This is a genomic window from Aestuariivivens insulae, assembly GCF_022662195.1.
GTDB lineage: Bacteria > Bacteroidota > Bacteroidia > Flavobacteriales > Flavobacteriaceae > Aestuariivivens > Aestuariivivens insulae.
In genome coordinates, this window is the sequence record NZ_JAKMCS010000011.1 from 1 (window position 1) to 16,053 (window position 16,053).

General features: G+C 36.0%; 16 protein-coding genes. 11 read left to right on the forward strand and 5 right to left on the reverse strand.

Going from position 1 to position 16,053, the window contains the following annotated elements; all coding sequences use genetic code 11:
• Positions 1-422: 422 nt before the first annotated feature.
• Positions 423-722 (reverse strand): GIY-YIG nuclease family protein, encoded by a 300-nt coding sequence (locus MR062_RS13045; RefSeq protein ID WP_242204976.1) that lies wholly within the window; start codon positions 720-722, stop codon positions 423-425.
• Positions 723-1,057: 335 nt separating this feature from the next.
• A complete protein-coding gene (locus MR062_RS13050; protein ID WP_242204978.1) occupies positions 1,058-1,411 on the reverse strand; it encodes a 4Fe-4S dicluster domain-containing protein in 354 nt (117 codons plus the stop codon).
• 67 nt (positions 1,412-1,478) lie between these two features.
• Between MR062_RS13050 and MR062_RS13055 the strand changes: the two genes are divergently transcribed.
• From MR062_RS13055 to MR062_RS13085, 7 genes are all read left to right on the forward strand, one after another.
• Positions 1,479-2,537 (forward strand): acyl-CoA reductase, encoded by a 1,059-nt coding sequence (locus tag MR062_RS13055; protein WP_242204980.1) that lies wholly within the window; start codon positions 1,479-1,481, stop codon positions 2,535-2,537.
• 77 nt (positions 2,538-2,614) lie between these two features.
• Positions 2,615-3,679 carry a 3-phosphoserine/phosphohydroxythreonine transaminase gene (gene serC, locus MR062_RS13060; RefSeq protein WP_242204983.1) on the forward strand — a complete coding sequence of 355 codons (1,065 nt, stop codon included), beginning with the start codon at positions 2,615-2,617 and terminating at the stop codon, positions 3,677-3,679.
• Between the two features lie 75 nt (positions 3,680-3,754).
• Complete coding sequence (locus MR062_RS13065) at positions 3,755-4,705, forward strand: D-2-hydroxyacid dehydrogenase (RefSeq protein ID WP_242204984.1); 951 nt, start codon at positions 3,755-3,757, stop codon at positions 4,703-4,705.
• 119 nt (positions 4,706-4,824) lie between these two features.
• The gene (locus MR062_RS13070; RefSeq protein WP_242204986.1) at positions 4,825-5,460 is read left to right on the forward strand and encodes a DUF937 domain-containing protein; all 636 of its coding nucleotides are present in this window, start codon (positions 4,825-4,827) and stop codon (positions 5,458-5,460) included.
• Positions 5,461-5,684: 224 nt separating this feature from the next.
• Positions 5,685-6,128 carry a DUF6146 family protein gene (locus MR062_RS13075; protein ID WP_242204989.1) on the forward strand — a complete coding sequence of 148 codons (444 nt, stop codon included), beginning with the start codon at positions 5,685-5,687 and terminating at the stop codon, positions 6,126-6,128.
• A 37-nt stretch (positions 6,129-6,165) separates the two neighbouring features.
• On the forward strand, positions 6,166-6,660 hold the full coding sequence (locus MR062_RS13080) for a DUF6787 family protein (protein WP_242204991.1): 495 nt from the start codon (positions 6,166-6,168) through the stop codon (positions 6,658-6,660).
• 393 nt (positions 6,661-7,053) lie between these two features.
• Positions 7,054-9,285, forward strand: a complete 2,232-nt coding sequence (locus MR062_RS13085; protein WP_242204992.1) for a TonB-dependent receptor — start codon at positions 7,054-7,056, stop codon at positions 9,283-9,285.
• 70 nt (positions 9,286-9,355) lie between these two features.
• Here the strand turns inward: MR062_RS13085 and MR062_RS13090 are convergent, their stop codons facing one another.
• A complete protein-coding gene (locus tag MR062_RS13090; protein ID WP_242204994.1) occupies positions 9,356-9,628 on the reverse strand; it encodes a hypothetical protein in 273 nt (90 codons plus the stop codon).
• A 37-nt stretch (positions 9,629-9,665) separates the two neighbouring features.
• Positions 9,666-10,253 carry a GTP cyclohydrolase I FolE gene (gene folE / locus MR062_RS13095; RefSeq protein WP_242204996.1) on the reverse strand — a complete coding sequence of 196 codons (588 nt, stop codon included), beginning with the start codon at positions 10,251-10,253 and terminating at the stop codon, positions 9,666-9,668.
• A 207-nt stretch (positions 10,254-10,460) separates the two neighbouring features.
• Between folE and MR062_RS13100 the strand changes: the two genes are divergently transcribed.
• The 4 genes from MR062_RS13100 to MR062_RS13115 all read left to right on the forward strand — a co-directional run bounded on the left by MR062_RS13100 (position 10,461) and on the right by MR062_RS13115 (position 13,943).
• Complete coding sequence (locus tag MR062_RS13100; protein ID WP_242204998.1) at positions 10,461-11,120, forward strand: ABC transporter ATP-binding protein; 660 nt, start codon at positions 10,461-10,463, stop codon at positions 11,118-11,120.
• Between the two features lie 3 nt (positions 11,121-11,123).
• A complete protein-coding gene (locus MR062_RS13105) occupies positions 11,124-11,624 on the forward strand; it encodes a GNAT family N-acetyltransferase (protein ID WP_242205000.1) in 501 nt (166 codons plus the stop codon).
• Positions 11,617-12,375: a TIGR02757 family protein gene (locus tag MR062_RS13110; protein WP_242205002.1), complete on the forward strand. Its 759-nt coding sequence runs from the start codon at positions 11,617-11,619 to the stop codon at positions 12,373-12,375. The genes MR062_RS13105 and MR062_RS13110 overlap by 8 nt, the downstream gene beginning before the upstream one ends.
• An 86-nt stretch (positions 12,376-12,461) precedes the next feature.
• Positions 12,462-13,943 carry a S10 family peptidase gene (locus MR062_RS13115; protein ID WP_242205004.1) on the forward strand — a complete coding sequence of 494 codons (1,482 nt, stop codon included), beginning with the start codon at positions 12,462-12,464 and terminating at the stop codon, positions 13,941-13,943.
• Between the two features lie 181 nt (positions 13,944-14,124).
• On the opposite strand, the gene MR062_RS13120 is transcribed toward MR062_RS13115, so the two are convergent.
• Complete coding sequence (locus MR062_RS13120) at positions 14,125-16,020, reverse strand: M61 family metallopeptidase (RefSeq protein WP_242205006.1); 1,896 nt, start codon at positions 16,018-16,020, stop codon at positions 14,125-14,127.
• Positions 16,021-16,053: the final 33 nt, after the last annotated feature.

A 16,053-nucleotide genomic window follows, 5' to 3' on the forward strand; every position in this document is an offset into this window, starting at 1 on the left:
TTTCTTAATACGAGTTAGTTCGCTGAACCTTATTGGTTTCTCTCTACGTTCAAAATGACCGTAAACACCATCTATAAATCTTTGTCATGTCGAAATGAGGCACGATTGAGACATCACATTATTTGAAATTAATGATATATTGTCTTAATCTCTTAATGCGATTTAGCTCCTCTGAACCTTATTGGTTTCTCACTTTGTTCAAAATGACTGTAAACGTCAAACATAAGCCTTAGTCATGTCGAAATGAGGCACGATTGAGACATCGCATTATTTGAATTTAACCATACGTTGTCTTAATTTCTTAATGCGATTAGCTTCGCTGAACCTTATTGGTTTCTCTCTACGATCGAAATGACTAACAATCTAACATACATTTGTAATCATACTAAAATGAAGTATTATTGACGCAACTCCCCATCCTTTCAAAACACTTGATTATTTAACGTCTCCCATTTCGGATTAAAATTAGCAATCAATTTATTCTTCTTTTCTCTTCGCCATTTTTTAAGCTCTTTTTCTCTTAATATGGCTTGCTTTGGAAACTCAAAGGTTTCATAATAAACCAAATAAATACAACCATACTTACCAGCAAAAGACTTTTTGGCATTTTGGTTATCAAAAACATGTTGGGATAACCTTCTTTGGATATTATTAGTCATCCCTATATATAATGTCGTCCTATAAGTATTTGTTGTTATGTAAACGAAGTAACTATGCTGCATGGTTAAATATAATGCTTATACAACTGAAATGCTAGATGCGATTTCTCACTTCGTTCGAAATGACCGTAAACACCATCTATAATTCCTTGTCCTGTCGAAATGAAGAACGATTGGTACATCACAATATTTAAATTGACTTAAAATCTTAATGTGATTTCTCTCTACGTTCAAAATGACTAACTAAAAGTATCAATCAAAGCTTTTGTCATGTCAAAATGAGGCACGATTGAGACATCGCATAGTTATAATCTCCATTCATTTAAATAATTATTCAATAAAAAATCCCAAGCTTTCGCTGTGGGATTCCTTATTAACTATTCATTATTAATTTTTAATTAGTCCTCAGGGTGCATAAAGCGTTGCTTCGCTAAAAGTTCTTCTTCGGTTTCGACATGGTCATCATCTGGCACACAACAATCTACTGGGCATACAGCAGCACATTGTGGTTCATCATGAAACCCTTTACACTCGGTACATTTATCAGGCACTATATAGTAAAACTCATCACTTATAGGCTCTTGTGGCTCATCGGCATCAACCTCTTTGCCATTGGTCAATACAACACCACCATTTAAACTGGTACCATCTTTATAGCGCCAGTCATCGGCTCCTTCATATATTGCAGTATTAGGGCATTCTGGTTCACAGGCCCCACAATTTATACATTCGTCTGTTATTATAATTGCCATAGCGTTTTTTCTTTCTAAATTTGCAGACACAAAAATAAAGCCAAAACCATTCATAACCAAATTAAGCATGCAATTACAAGAAAGAATTGACGCTTTTGTAAAATTAGGACGTTTTATAGAACAATTTTCTAATGATGTTCCCGTAAAAAACAATACTGTTGAACATAACGAGCTCTTTTTTGATGGCTTTAAACACCAATTAAAACTAGCCGAAGAGCACAATGGCTGGTTTACTTCAGAAAATATACAATTCGCCCTAAAATCTTGGGCAGAAGCCTTAACCCCAACTCAACTAAACACTTGGTTGGAGTCTTATAACATGGACATCGTTTCACCCAAGTTGGTCGCTATTATTATGGCGGGGAACATTCCGTTGGTTGGTTTTCATGATTTTCTATCTGTGCTGATTTCAGGCCATAGGGTTTTGGTAAAACAATCTTCTAACGATAAACACCTATTGCCCTATTTGGCTAAGTATTTAGAATATGTAGAACCACAATTTAAAGGCGCCATAACCTTTACTGAAGAAAAAGTGGAACATTTCGATGCTGTAATTGCTACAGGTAGCAATAATACAGCACGCTATTTTGAGTATTATTTTAAAGGCAAACCTTCTATTATCCGCAACAACAGGAATTCGGTAGCCGTACTTACAGGCAACGAAACACAGGATGAACTAAAAGCGCTATCAGAAGACGTCTTTAGATACTATGGCTTAGGCTGTAGAAATGTTTCTAAACTATTTGTCCCAAAAGGATACACATTTGATGCCTTTTTTGAAGCCATATACCATTGGCATCCTATTATAGAAAAAGCAAAGTACGCCAATAATTACGATTATAATAAAGCGGTATATCTAATGAGTGAATTTGACATGCTGGAAAATGGGTTCTTTATGATTAAGGAAGACTCCAGCTATGCTTCGCCCATAGCTACTGCTTTTTATGAATATTATGACGATACCGAGCAATTGAAGGAAAAATTAGAAACCGATAAGCAACAAATTCAATGTATCGTTTCCAACGGTTTTTCAAAAAACGAAATAGCTTTTGGGCACACACAAAAACCTCAACTTTGGGATTATGCAGATAGTGTCGATTCTATTAAATTTTTATTATCAATTTAACCGAAAAATTATTGAATTCTTACTAAAAAATACTCAATTAATTAGGAAATTTGTTCCTTTAAATTTTGAACCAAAAGATGAAAAAACACAACTTTAGTGCAGGACCATGTATTTTACCACAAGAGGTTTTACAAAAAGCTTCTCAAGCCGTTTTAGACTTAGACAACAGTGGTTTATCATTAATTGAAATATCACATCGTAGCAAAGCCTTTGTTGATATTATGGAAAAAGCTAGAGCACTAGCATTAGAGTTGCTTGGCTTGGAAGGTAAAGGCTATAAAGCCTTATTTTTACAAGGAGGTGCCAGCACCCAATTTTTAATGGTAGCCCTTAACCTATTGGAAAAAAGAGCAGGTTACTTAAATTCGGGAACTTGGGCCAACAAAGCCATTACCGAAGCTAAAATCTACGACGACATTTACGAAGTAGCCTCTTCTAAAGATGCCAACTTTAACTATATTCCAAAAGGGTATGAGATTCCAGAGGATTACGATTATTTCCACTGCACCTCAAACAATACCATTTTTGGAACACAAATGAAAGAATTCCCGAACTCCCCCATACCTATGGTATGTGATATGAGTAGTGATATTTTTTCACGTAGTTTAGATTTTTCTAAATTCGATTTAATCTATGCCGGTGCACAAAAAAATATGGGGCCTGCCGGGACAACCTTAGTTGTTATTAAAGAAGATATTTTAGGTAAAGTATCGCGTAAAATCCCATCGATGATGGATTACAAAAAGCATATTGGCAGTGGTAGTATGTTCAACACGCCTCCTGTTTTTGCGGTATATACCTCTATGCTGACCTTAGAATGGCTTAAAAACCTAGGTGGTATTGCTGCTATCGAAGAGGAAAATGAAAAGAAAGCTCGTTTAATTTATTCTGAAATCGATTTAAACCCATTATTCAAAGGGTTTGCAGTTAAAGAAGACCGTTCTAACATGAACGCAACGTTTACCCTAGAAAATGAAAATTTAAAGGAAACCTTCGATACCATGCTAAAAGATGCCGGTATAAATGGCCTTAACGGGCACCGTAGCGTTGGTGGTTATCGTGCCTCTATGTACAATGCGTTACCTCTTGAAAGCGTTAAGGTTTTAGTTGAGGTAATGAGTGAGCTTGAAAGTAAAGCATAAAATAAATTAATCTTAAGTTTAGAAGTATTTAGCCAATTGTTTTAATCTTCTAACTTTTAACTTTTAACTTTAAAAATGAAAGTATTAGCAAACGACGGAATTTCACAAAGTGGTATTGATGCCTTAGAAAAGGCCGGATATGAAGTGATCACAACTACCGTAGCACAAGAACAATTAATTAATTATATAAACGAAAATAACATTGTAGTGTTATTAGTGCGTAGTGCCACTACGGTACGTAAAGATTTAATTGATGCTTGCCCTAGCTTAAAAATTATTGGTCGTGGTGGTGTAGGTATGGATAATATTGATGTAGACTATGCTAGGGAAAAAGGCTTGCACGTTATCAATACGCCAGCAGCTTCCTCACACTCTGTTGCCGAATTGGTATTTGGACATTTTTATGGCTTGGCACGCTTTTTACACAATTCCAACCGTGAGATGCCTCTTGAAGGCGACACGAACTTTAAAGGTTTAAAGAAAGCCTATGCTAAAGGAACAGAACTAAAAGGCAAAACACTAGGTGTTTTAGGCTTTGGCCGTATTGGTCAAGCGACTGCAAAAGTAGCCCTTGGAGCTGGAATGAAAGTAGTAGCTTTCGATCCGTTTTTAGATAAAGTGAATTTAGAATTGGAATTTTTCGATGGTCAAAAAGTAAATTTTGAAATTGAAACCATTTCTAAGGAAGACGTTTTAAAACAAGCCGATTTCATCACGCTTCATGTACCTGCACAAAAAGACTATGTAATTGATGAGGCAGAATTTAACATGATGAAAGACGGAGCCATATTAGCTAATGCAGCACGTGGTGGTGTGGTTAACGAAGTAGCTCTTGTGAAAGCTTTAGAAAGCGGTAAGATAGCTGGAGCAGCGTTAGATGTGTTTGAAAAAGAGCCTAAGCCAGAAGTTCAATTGTTAATGAACACATCATTATCGCTTACACCCCATACAGGAGCAGCAACTAATGAAGCCCAAGACCGTATTGGCACAGAATTAGCTTCACAGATTGTTAGCATCTTAGGGTAGAGCTCTAAATATAAACATAATGTGACCTTTAGGTTATATTTGAGTCCTAACTATAAACGTTAGGACTTTTTTTTGTACATTAAATTATATTTTATAACCTTTAAAAACACCCCAATATCATGTCTGGAATATTAGATTTATTACAAAGCGATTTAGGAAAAACCATAATTAATGGCGTTTCGCAAGAAACCAATCAACCACAAAACAAAACACAGAATTTACTAACCATGGCACTACCTGTTTTAATAACAGCAATGCAACGAAACGCCTCCTCGCAGGAAGGCGCCCAGGGCCTGCTAAGTGCATTGGACAACAAACACGATGGTAGTATTTTAGATAATCTTGGCGGTCTGTTTGGAGGCGGTGTAGACCAAGCCGTAAAAACCGATGGGGAAAAAATCCTGGGTCATATCTTAGGAAAAAAGCAACCCGTTGTAGAACATGCTTTAAGTCAAAAATCTGGTATCGATGCCAATACAGTAGCTCAAATACTTAAAGTAGCAGCTCCTATTGTTTTAGGCATGTTGGGCAAAGAGAAAAAAAGACAAAATGTACAAAACCAAAACGGGCTGAAAAGCTTATTGGGCGGATTACTAAAAGGCAATTCTACACAACAAGAACAAAGCTTTCTGGAATCCATTCTAGATGCCGATGGAGATGGCAGTGTCATAGACGATGTTGCGGGTATGGTTCTTGGCGACAACAAAAAGAAAAGCGGACTCGGTGGACTACTGGGTGGTATGTTTGGTAAATAGCAATACTACCTCTGTAAAAGTTCTAAAGCCAAACGGACATGTTTGGCTTTTTTTTGTTAAAAACATTCATAAACAAGGCATTAAGGAATGATTTTTGTAAATTTATATTAAGTCAAACAAAGAGAAACGGTGTTCACTCGGTTAAAATGGTTGTTCACTCAATCTAGCTTTTATAACTGTAGCATCAGCTATATTTTTGTTTGTGTGAATCAAAATAAAAAACAATGAAAAATCTAATCCTTTCGTTAACCATAATAGGCTTATTAATTGCTTGTAATACAACAAAGCCTCTAACGTCTAATAATAATGCTTCGGAACAAGAGATGGCAACTGCAACCAATGATACTGTAACAATTGCCAACGACAAGCTAGAATATGAAATTATAATCATTGAACCTGGTTTCAATGCCTGGCTTGCCAGTATAGCAAAACCTGAAGGCTATTATTCACAAAGTTTTTTAGAAAACAGGAACTACTTTTATGTAACCGAATGGAACCAGAGGGTGCTTCAGCCACAACGCTATAATCCTAACCTATACGAATTGCAAATTGATTATAGCCCACATATTGATTATGGATATGAGGTAAACTATAAATTATACAATTATTTTATTTACTTTCAGTTAACCTATAAACAAAGATTGGGACCGTTCACCCCTAGAATTTAAATTGCTTTGCTTATTTTTGCAACTCAAAAACAAAGTAGTGGATAAATTAAAAGAGCGCTGGGACATTAATAAAAACTGGCAATTTGTATTTCTATTATTAGGAATTGTAGCTTTGGGATATTGTTCCTATAAATTAGCCAATCTATTTTTTAGCAATCAAAATATAGTTCCTATAAGCCTTTTGGGGCTCACTTTCTTTTTTATACTTCTAAAATTTACCCTTAAACTTTTTGATAAACTTGAAAAAAAATGGCGTGTGAACTACAGATGGGAGCTCATTACCATTTTTTTTGTGTTTGCTATTACTGGGTCTTCTTCGGTGTTTATAGGTAGACCCATTATTAAGCTCTTAGGTATTACAAAAGACAACTTACCAGTATTTCTTTACTGGGTTTTATACATATTTATTGGGTTCGTTTTTTATCAAATTCTATTGGTAGTTAATGGTTGGCTATTTGGACAGTACAAGTTCTTTTGGAGTTTTGAAAAGAAAATGCTTCGTAGAATAGGTCTAAAGCGATTTATTGATTAAATGTACGGCCTAAAGCAACATATCGCCTTCAAGATATTTACTATATTTATGGTGGTAACCCTATTGGCCCCAACCATAAATAAATTTGCCCATACCTTTAGTCATCACCAACATAAAATTTGTATTGGCGAAAAATCTACCCATATACATCAGGTAGATTTAGACTGTGAGTTTTTCAAACATCATATTAGTAAAACCTTCACCACCAACCTATTTGCTTTTAATCTTTTTTCAGAAAAAGAAATACATACAAAAATAATATCGCCGTATTTTTTTCTAAGCGATTATCAAAGTCTTCATTTTTCACTACGGGGACCACCACAAATTAGTTTAGTATAAGTAACCATTGGAGTAACTCCAAAACATTTTATCTAAATTAATTTAAACATACATATGAAAAACATAGTAACTGTATTACTAAGTCTTTTATGGTTCTCTATTTATTCTCAGAATCGTATCGAAGGACACATTATAGATAACAACACAAAACAACCCATTGAAGCTGTAAATGTCTATTTCCCCCAATTAGAGAAAGGTACCTCAACAAATACTGAAGGGATATTTAACTTAAAAAACATCCCTAATGGCACCTACAAAATCATCATTTCCTATCTGGGGTACGAAACCCAATCAATAAACTATAAGTTCCCCAACACTGCTGTTTTAAAAATAGAAATGGTCACCTCTGCAGTGGAAATGGAAGGCATTATTATATCTACACCATTTCACAAACTCCAAAGCGAGAATGTTATGAAAGTGGAACAGGAAAACATCTCCAATTTAAAAAAACAAGGTGCTGTAAACTTATCCAGCGGTATAGCTAACATAGCAGGTGTTGAAAGTATTTCCACTGGATTGGGCATTGGAAAACCCGTAATAAGAGGATTAAGTAGTAACCGTGTGTTAGTTTATACCCAAGGCGTACGATTAGAAAATCAACAATTTGGGAGCGAACATGGTTTGGGCCTTAGTAGTAATGGTATTGAAAGTGTTGAAGTTATTAAAGGCCCTGCCTCCCTACTGTATGGAAGCGATGCCTTGGGTGGCGTACTCTATATAAACTCAGAAAAATTTGCTCAGGCCAATACTACTATGGGTGATATTTCTGCAAATTATTTCAGCAATACATTAGGATATAATACCAATATAGGTGTAAAACAATCGGGTGAGCAGTTCAAATTTTTATTTCGGGGTGGTGTAGCTGAGCATGCCGATTACAATACCAATAATTATCGGGTAACCAATACGCGCTTTAAGGAAACCGATTTTAAAGCAGGTATTGGCTATCAAATCACCAATTTTAAAACCGAATTAAGATACAACGCCAATGTATCGAAATTGGGGATTCCAGAAGAAATTGGAGAGCAATCTAAGCTAAAATCACCCTTGTTGCCCTACCAAGATATTACTAACCATGTATTAAGCTCTAAGTCGACAGTCTTTTTAAATAATTCGGAGTTGGATATCAATTTAGGATTAATCTATAATGACCGAAAGGAATTTGAGGAGCACCATCACGACGAGGAACATGAAGATGAACACGATAATGCGGAACATGAAGAAGAGCCTGAAGAAGGTTTAGAAGCGGCTTTACACATGAAATTAAAAACCCTAAACTATGATGTAAAGTATCATCTACCTGAACTTGGTAAATTTGAAACCATAATTGGAGTACAAGGCATGACACAGTCGAATTCAAATTATGGTGAAGAAATATTAATCCCAGATGCTACAACCCATGATATTGGCATTTTAGCAACTTCCCATATTCACTTCAATAAAGCCGATGTACAGATTGGTGCCAGGCTGGATAATAGAACCATTAAAGTACTTTCGGGTATCGAAAAGAACTTTAGTAGCTTTAATGCTGCATTGGGCCTAAAGACAAGCATCGCTGAAAAGCTTGTCGCTAGGGTAAATTTAGCCACTGGCTTTAGGGCGCCCAATTTAGCAGAATTAACATCGAATGGGACTCATGAAGGTACCAATCGATATGAAATAGGCAATGAAAATCTAAAAAGTGAAAAAAATATTCAAATAGACGTTGCTGTAGAATACAAAAGTGACCATTTGGAACTCTTTGTTAATGGATTTTACAACACCATAGATGATTACATTTTTTTATCCCCAAACGGCAATTTTATTGATGAAGACCCCGTATTTGTCTACCTTCAGGATAATGCCAATTTATATGGTGGTGAAATTGGATTCCATGTTCACCCACACCCATTGGATTGGCTACATTTCGAGAGTAGCTTTGAAACCGTTACCGGAAAACAAAGCGGCGGTTCCTTTTTACCTTTAATTCCTGCTAATTCTTTAAGCAATACCCTCCGTGCCGAATTTAGCAATGCGTTATTTAATAACGGCTATGCCTTTATTAAATACAAATCTACGTTTAAGCAAAATAATACTGGTGGTTTTGAAACTCCAACTAATGCTTATAATCTGTTAAGTGCAGGCTTAGGTGGCACGTTTAAGGTCTTTGAAAAGGATTTGGAAGTTCTTTTCTCTGGAACCAACTTGACTAACAAGACCTATATTAATCATTTATCGCGTTTAAAACCCGATGGTATTTTTAATATGGGACGTAATTTTAGTTTAGGGTTTACTTACCATTTTTAAAATACCACTAACATTAAGTTAATATTAGACCCCACAGGTTTTAAAAACCTGTGGGGTCTATCTTTCCAAATTATTGCAATTCCTTCTTTCTAGTAAAAACATATGTATACAACCACATTAAGGTAAACGTGGGTATAACGTCCAAACCGGGCAAGGCTTCTTCTATAAAAGCAATAACCCCAGCTATTTTTCCGGGTTTGCCCTTATAAAGTTTGGTCATTAACCAACCAGATAGTGGCGCCCAAACAATATCACTGAACTCTCCTAAAACAGGAATTATAAAAGACACATAGCCAACAGCATCACATAAAATACTAAGTGCTAATATTTTGTATTTGTTCATATTATAGGTTTGGCTTATCCTTAGAAAATACCATGAACTACTTCCCTATAAGTTTTAAAAACTCGTTTCTTGTTTCAATCTTTTCAAATTGTCCCCTAAATCCAGATGTTGTAGTAATTGAATTTTGCTTTTGCACTCCCCGCATCATCATACACATATGCGATGCTTCAATAACCACGGCTACGCCCTGGGGCTTTAAAGTATCGTTAATACAGTCTAATATTTGTTCGGTTAGACGCTCTTGTACCTGTAAGCGCCTTGCAAAAATATCTACCACGCGCGGTAGTTTGCTCAACCCAACAATTTGTCCGTTTGGAATGTATGCAATATGTACTTTACCAAAAAACGGCAACATATGGTGCTCACAAAGTGAATACAATTCAATATCCTTAACAATAACCATTTCGTCGTATGACTCTTCAAACATGGCACTTTCAAGAATCTCAACAGGATCCTGATGATAGCCTTGCGTTAAAAACTGCATGGCTTTGGCGGCGCGCTCTGGTGTTTTTAAAAGCCCATCGCGTTTGGTATCCTCACCCAAATCTTCAATAATCCTTTTGTATCGGTCCTTAACATCGTCGGTAACCTGCATATTATATTCTTCAAATACTTTATATGGCATAACTCTTTTTTTATAGGATAATGAAATGGTTTAAAATTTTCAATCTAACTAAAACTTTAAACCACTTCAATATATACATTTTTAAATTTTTATTGTCTCGTTAATTGTAAAAATATTACATATAACGCATCTTTTCTAAACAATGTACGTTCTAAATTGTGCATACCAAGTTAAAATATTAAATTCACCATCTATTTTTCAGTAGCTATGATCAAAGCAAAAAACATCCATAAATACTACGACAACCTACATGTGTTAAAAGGTGTAGATATAGCAGTTAACAAAGGGGAAGTTGTTTCCATTGTAGGGGCTTCTGGAGCTGGCAAAACAACCCTGTTACAAATTTTAGGCACTTTAGACCAAGCTTCAAAACAAGAAACGTTTAGCCTTGAAATAAATGCAATGGATATTAAATCACTCAATGACAAAAAATTAGCGAAATTTAGAAACGAACATATTGGGTTTATCTTTCAGTTTCATCAATTATTGCCCGAATTTACAGCTTTAGAAAACGTATGTCTCCCTGCATTTATTAAAGGCACAAAAAAAGCAGAGGCCGAAAAACGTGCCAAAGAGTTATTGGATTTTCTTGGCTTGGCAGATCGCATTAACCACAAACCAAATGAACTTTCGGGTGGTGAACAACAACGTACTGCAGTTGCGAGGGCCCTTATTAACAACCCTGATTTAATTTTTGCCGACGAACCCTCTGGAAATTTAGATAGTGAATCTGCCGAAAGACTGCACAAGCTATTTTTTGAACTTCGTGATACCTTTGGACAAACCTATGTGATTGTGACCCACAACGAAGAGTTGGCCAATATGGCCGATAGGAAACTAACTATGGTGGATGGAAATTTTGTTTAAGGCATGTTTAGCTTAGAAACCAAACGGCTATTGTTAAGGGAGTTTCAGCCCAGTGATGCCGAGTTTTTGTTTAAGCTCAATAAAAATCCCAATATTTTAAAATATACCGGAGATCCCCCTTTTCAATCTGTTGAAGCAGCCAAAACCTTTATAAAGAATTATAACGATTATAAACTATATGGCGTAGGGCGATGGCTTATGGTTGAAAAAAACTCAAACAGCCCCATTGGCTGGTGTGGTCTAAAAAATCATAACAATCAATTTATAGATTTAGGGTTTCGGGTATTGGAAACATATTGGAATAAGGGGTATACTACCGAAGCTGCCAAAGCCTGCATTGCTTATGGCTTTTCTAAATTGAACTACAGTGAAATTGTTGGAAGAACCATGAAAGAGAATATTGCTTCCCAAAAAGTATTGGAAAAACTGGGGTTTCAATTTTCACACTTTCAAAACGTTGATGGCCTTCACGAAGCTATGATTTATAAGTTACAAAATGACTAAAAGCGAATTAAAGGAATTTCTAGACAGCAAAGTTGAACAATACAATAATCCGAAATTTATTGAAAGTGACCCTATCCAAATCCCCCATCAATTCAGTCTAAAAGAAGATATTGAAATAGCCAGCTTTTTAACAGCCAGCATAGCTTGGGGCAATCGGAAGATGATTATTAAAAATGGGGAACGAATGATGTCCTTAATGGGACATGCGCCATACGACTTTGTAATGAATCACAAAGCGTCTGATTTAGAAAAATTAAATGGCTTTGTGCACAGGACATTTAACGACATCGATTTTAAGTATTTTATAAAAGCCCTTAAACACATTTACACAAACCATAATGGCCTGGAAGCTGTTTTTAACACAGATAGCACTTTTACACAACATACCATTTCTAATTTCAAAACCATATTCTTTGAGTTGTCACATGAACAAAGAACAACAAAACACATTTCGGATCCCTTAAAAGGTTCAGCCGCCAAAAGATTGAATATGATGTTAAGGTGGTTATGCAGAGCGGATAAAAATGGGGTTGATTTTGGGATTTGGAAAAGTATCAATCCCTCACAGTTATCCTGTCCGTTGGATGTGCACTCCGGTAATGTTGCTCGAAAATTAGGATTGTTAAACCGAAAGCAAAACGATGCCAAAGCCTTACTGGAACTAGACACTGCTTTAAGAAATCTAGATTCCAGCGATCCGGTTAAATATGATTTTGCCCTTTTTGGATTAGGTGTTTTTGAAGGGTTTTAATTCATGTTAAAAAAAGTTAATTCTTATAGATTACAAACTTAAAAGCCATAGTTTTAGATCATAAAAACCAATACAAACCAAAACCAATGAAAAATTTACTCGCTTTTCTTTGCTTTATTAATGTTGTTTGTGCGCAAAGCAGAAAAATTCCCATAGACACCACTGTAGTAACCACACACTCAGCAACCATAAATGGTGTTAATTTACAATATACTGCCTCTACTGGAACGCAGCCTGTATGGAATGAAAAAGGCGATCCTATTGCTACTTTGTATTATACTTATTACCAACGTAACAATGTTAAAAATCAAAGTGACAGGCCACTTATTATTTCTTTTAACGGGGGTCCTGGTTCGGCTTCGGTATGGATGCATATTGCATACACAGGTCCTAAAATATTAAATATAGATAGTGAAGGTTACCCTGTTCAACCTTATGGAGTAAAGGATAACCCAAACTCTGTATTGGATATCGCCGATATTGTTTATGTTAACCCGGTTAACACAGGTTATTCCAGAATGCTTCCCGACAAAGAAGGCAAACTTCCCAAAAGGGATACTTTTTTTGGTATTAATGCCGATATTAAATACTTGGCCGAATGGATCAATACGTTTGTTTCAAGGAATAACCGATGGCCATCCCCAAAATATATCATAGGAGAGAGTTATGGAGGCACTCGCGTTATGGGATTGGCTAACGCCTTGCAAAGCAATCAATGGATGTATCTTAACGGTGTTATTTTAGTATCTCCTGCAGATTATAAACTGTACAATACCAATCAACCAGTGTATTCTGCCTTAAACCTCCCTTATTTTACGGCTGCTGCTTGGTATCAAAAAGCATTGCCTAATGCATTACAACAAAAAGATTTACTTGAAATACTCCCAGAAGTTGAAGGTTATGCCTTAGAAACCCTTATGCCCGCCTTAGCCAAAGGAGGGTTTATTACAGATACTGAAAAACTAGAAGTAGCTAAAAAGATGAGTTATTACTCAGGACTGAGCGAGACTTCTATTTTACAGAATAATTTAGATATACCCACAAATTTCTTTTGGAAAGAACTGCTAAGGGACAAAACGGGACAAACCATTGGTCGTTTAGATTCCAGGTATTTGGGTATCGACAAAAGGGAAGCTGGTGACAAACCAGATTACAGCCCTGAACTAACATCGTGGATGCATTCTTTCACCCCGGCCATAAACTTCTACATTAAAGAACACCTTAACTTTAAAACCGACGTGAAGTATAACATGTTTGGTGATGTTCACCCTTGGGACAGAAGAAATGACAATACCAGAGACCAATTACGACAAGCCATGGCTCAAAACCCCTATTTAAAGGTGTTGGTTCAGTCGGGTTATTACGACGGAGCTACGACCTATTTTGGAGCCAAGTACACCATGTGGCAAATAGACCCTAGTGGTAAACTGAAAGACCGCTTTACGTTTAAAGGCTACAGAAGTGGCCATATGATGTATCTTAGAAATGAAGATTTAAAGTCGGCCAATAACGATTTACGTGAGTTTATAACAAACTCCTTGTCTCAAGGTAAAGCTGCAAAGTATTAATAGAGGTTGGAGATTGGAGATTGGAAGCTCGAAATTCGATGCTAGAATTTAGATGTTGGAAGTTGGAAATTGGAAATTGGAATTAGATAAAATAACAACCAAGCAACTAAGCCCATTTAAACAAAAAGCCTGCTGTATAGTATAATTCAGCAGGCTTTTTTATTGTTTAAACACTTTCAGTTTACCCTCTTAACCAAGCTTCTCGTAAAGCCTTTTGTTCTGCTGTAGCATCTGCTTTTTTAATTAATCCTTCTCCTGTAGTATAACCTTGGGTTGTAGTTGTTTTTATAACGATTTCTTCTCCATTACGGTCCAACTTCACTTCAATAGCTCTTCCTGGCTCCCATAAAAACACCTCCTGCAATAGCTCGTTAGCATTTTGTAAGGTTAACGCTTTACCATCTATAGATTTAATAACATCGTTAACCTGAACCCCTTGTTCTGCCCAAAAGCTATTTTCTAAAGCCATTTCGGTAAAGAAGATGGTGCCTTGTTGTGGGTCTCCGCTAACAATAGGCGTTCCATTCATTAAGATATAATTGGCCTTTACTCTGGTCTCTCCTATTTCCAAGCCTACTTTATCAAAAAACTCATTATAATTTATGGGAAGGTCTCCAATAACATGGGTATCGAAAAATTCCCTTAACGACGGATAGGTCATAGCTACAATTTCATCAATTAGCTTATCATCTTCAAAAGGTTTGTTTTTTCCATATTTGTTGGACAGTTCTTTCATTAAGGATAAAATGCCCCTCTGCCCATCACTTTCCTCTCGCATTAAAATATCAATACACATCCCAATTAACGCACCTTTTTGATACACATTCAAATATTGGTCTTTGTAAGGCTCTTTTAAGACGTTCTCACTCATAATGGTAAAACTCATGGCATCGTTCATTTGTTTTGAATACTGAATTTTATCCATGATTTTATTATAAAATTCAGCCTCATCAACTAAACCTTGATTAACCTGGAATAGTGTTGCAAAATATTCGGTCACCCCTTCATACATCCATAAGTGCTTAGAGAAGGTTGGATTGTTATAATCAAAATAATGCACATCTTCAGAATGTACACTCAACGGTGTTACAATATGAAAAAATTCATGTGATACCACATCAATCATACTACTAGCCAATGCCTCTTCAGACATAGACTCTGGCATAACAACAACAGTAGAGGTATGATGTTCTAACGCACCAAATCCTTTTGGCGACTCTTCCTTGCCTTCAGATAAGTACACATAAATATCATAACGCGCTGTACTGTTAATATCGCCTAAGTATTTTTTTTGTGCCTGCATCATCTTAAAAATAGTTTCCTTAAGCGATTTTGCTGAATGCAATTTGTTTGGAGAATAAACACTTAACACTATTTTTATATCACCAACCTGGAATTCTTCAACATCTAAATTACCATACATCATAGGGTTATCGGTAATTTCAAAATAACGATTGGCCATATAGGAATTGGTTATGGTCTTTCCGTCATCACTGGTTTTAGATCCCATATTTTGCAAAGCCGAAGTATGGAAAAATGCCTTAGGCGCCGTAACATCTAACTTATATTGGTTATTTTTTAGAACATCAAAATAACCAATAAAACCATGAAGGTTCAACACATAATTGTCGGGCTCAATATTAGTTCCCGATGGTGAAAATGGAACCTCTTTGCCTATCCCTCCTTCATTTCCTTCAATATCGTAAGTGTCATTAACCCAATAAGTAATCTTATCCAGTTGCTTGGCATTGTTTATTGACCAAGAATTGTTATCTAGTTTACTCACTTCCATCTCATTGCCTTTGTAATCAAACGCTTTAAAATCATCCACATACTTTCCAAAATCGCTTACCGAATAGGTGCCCTGTACCACCTTAGGCAATCTGTAAATTACTGTTTCTGTAGTAAAACGCCCTGGGTCTATACTAACAGGCACTTTATCGTCCGTTACCTTTTCCAAATGTATGGCCGATACAATAGGAGTATTAACAGCCAGATCGTTAGCTGTATTTTTAGCGCCTCCACAACTCACCAACAACATGCCCGCTACAGCAAGGCTTAAAAATCTAGTATTCATATATTCTAGTTAAATTTTTTTTTACGTGACGTC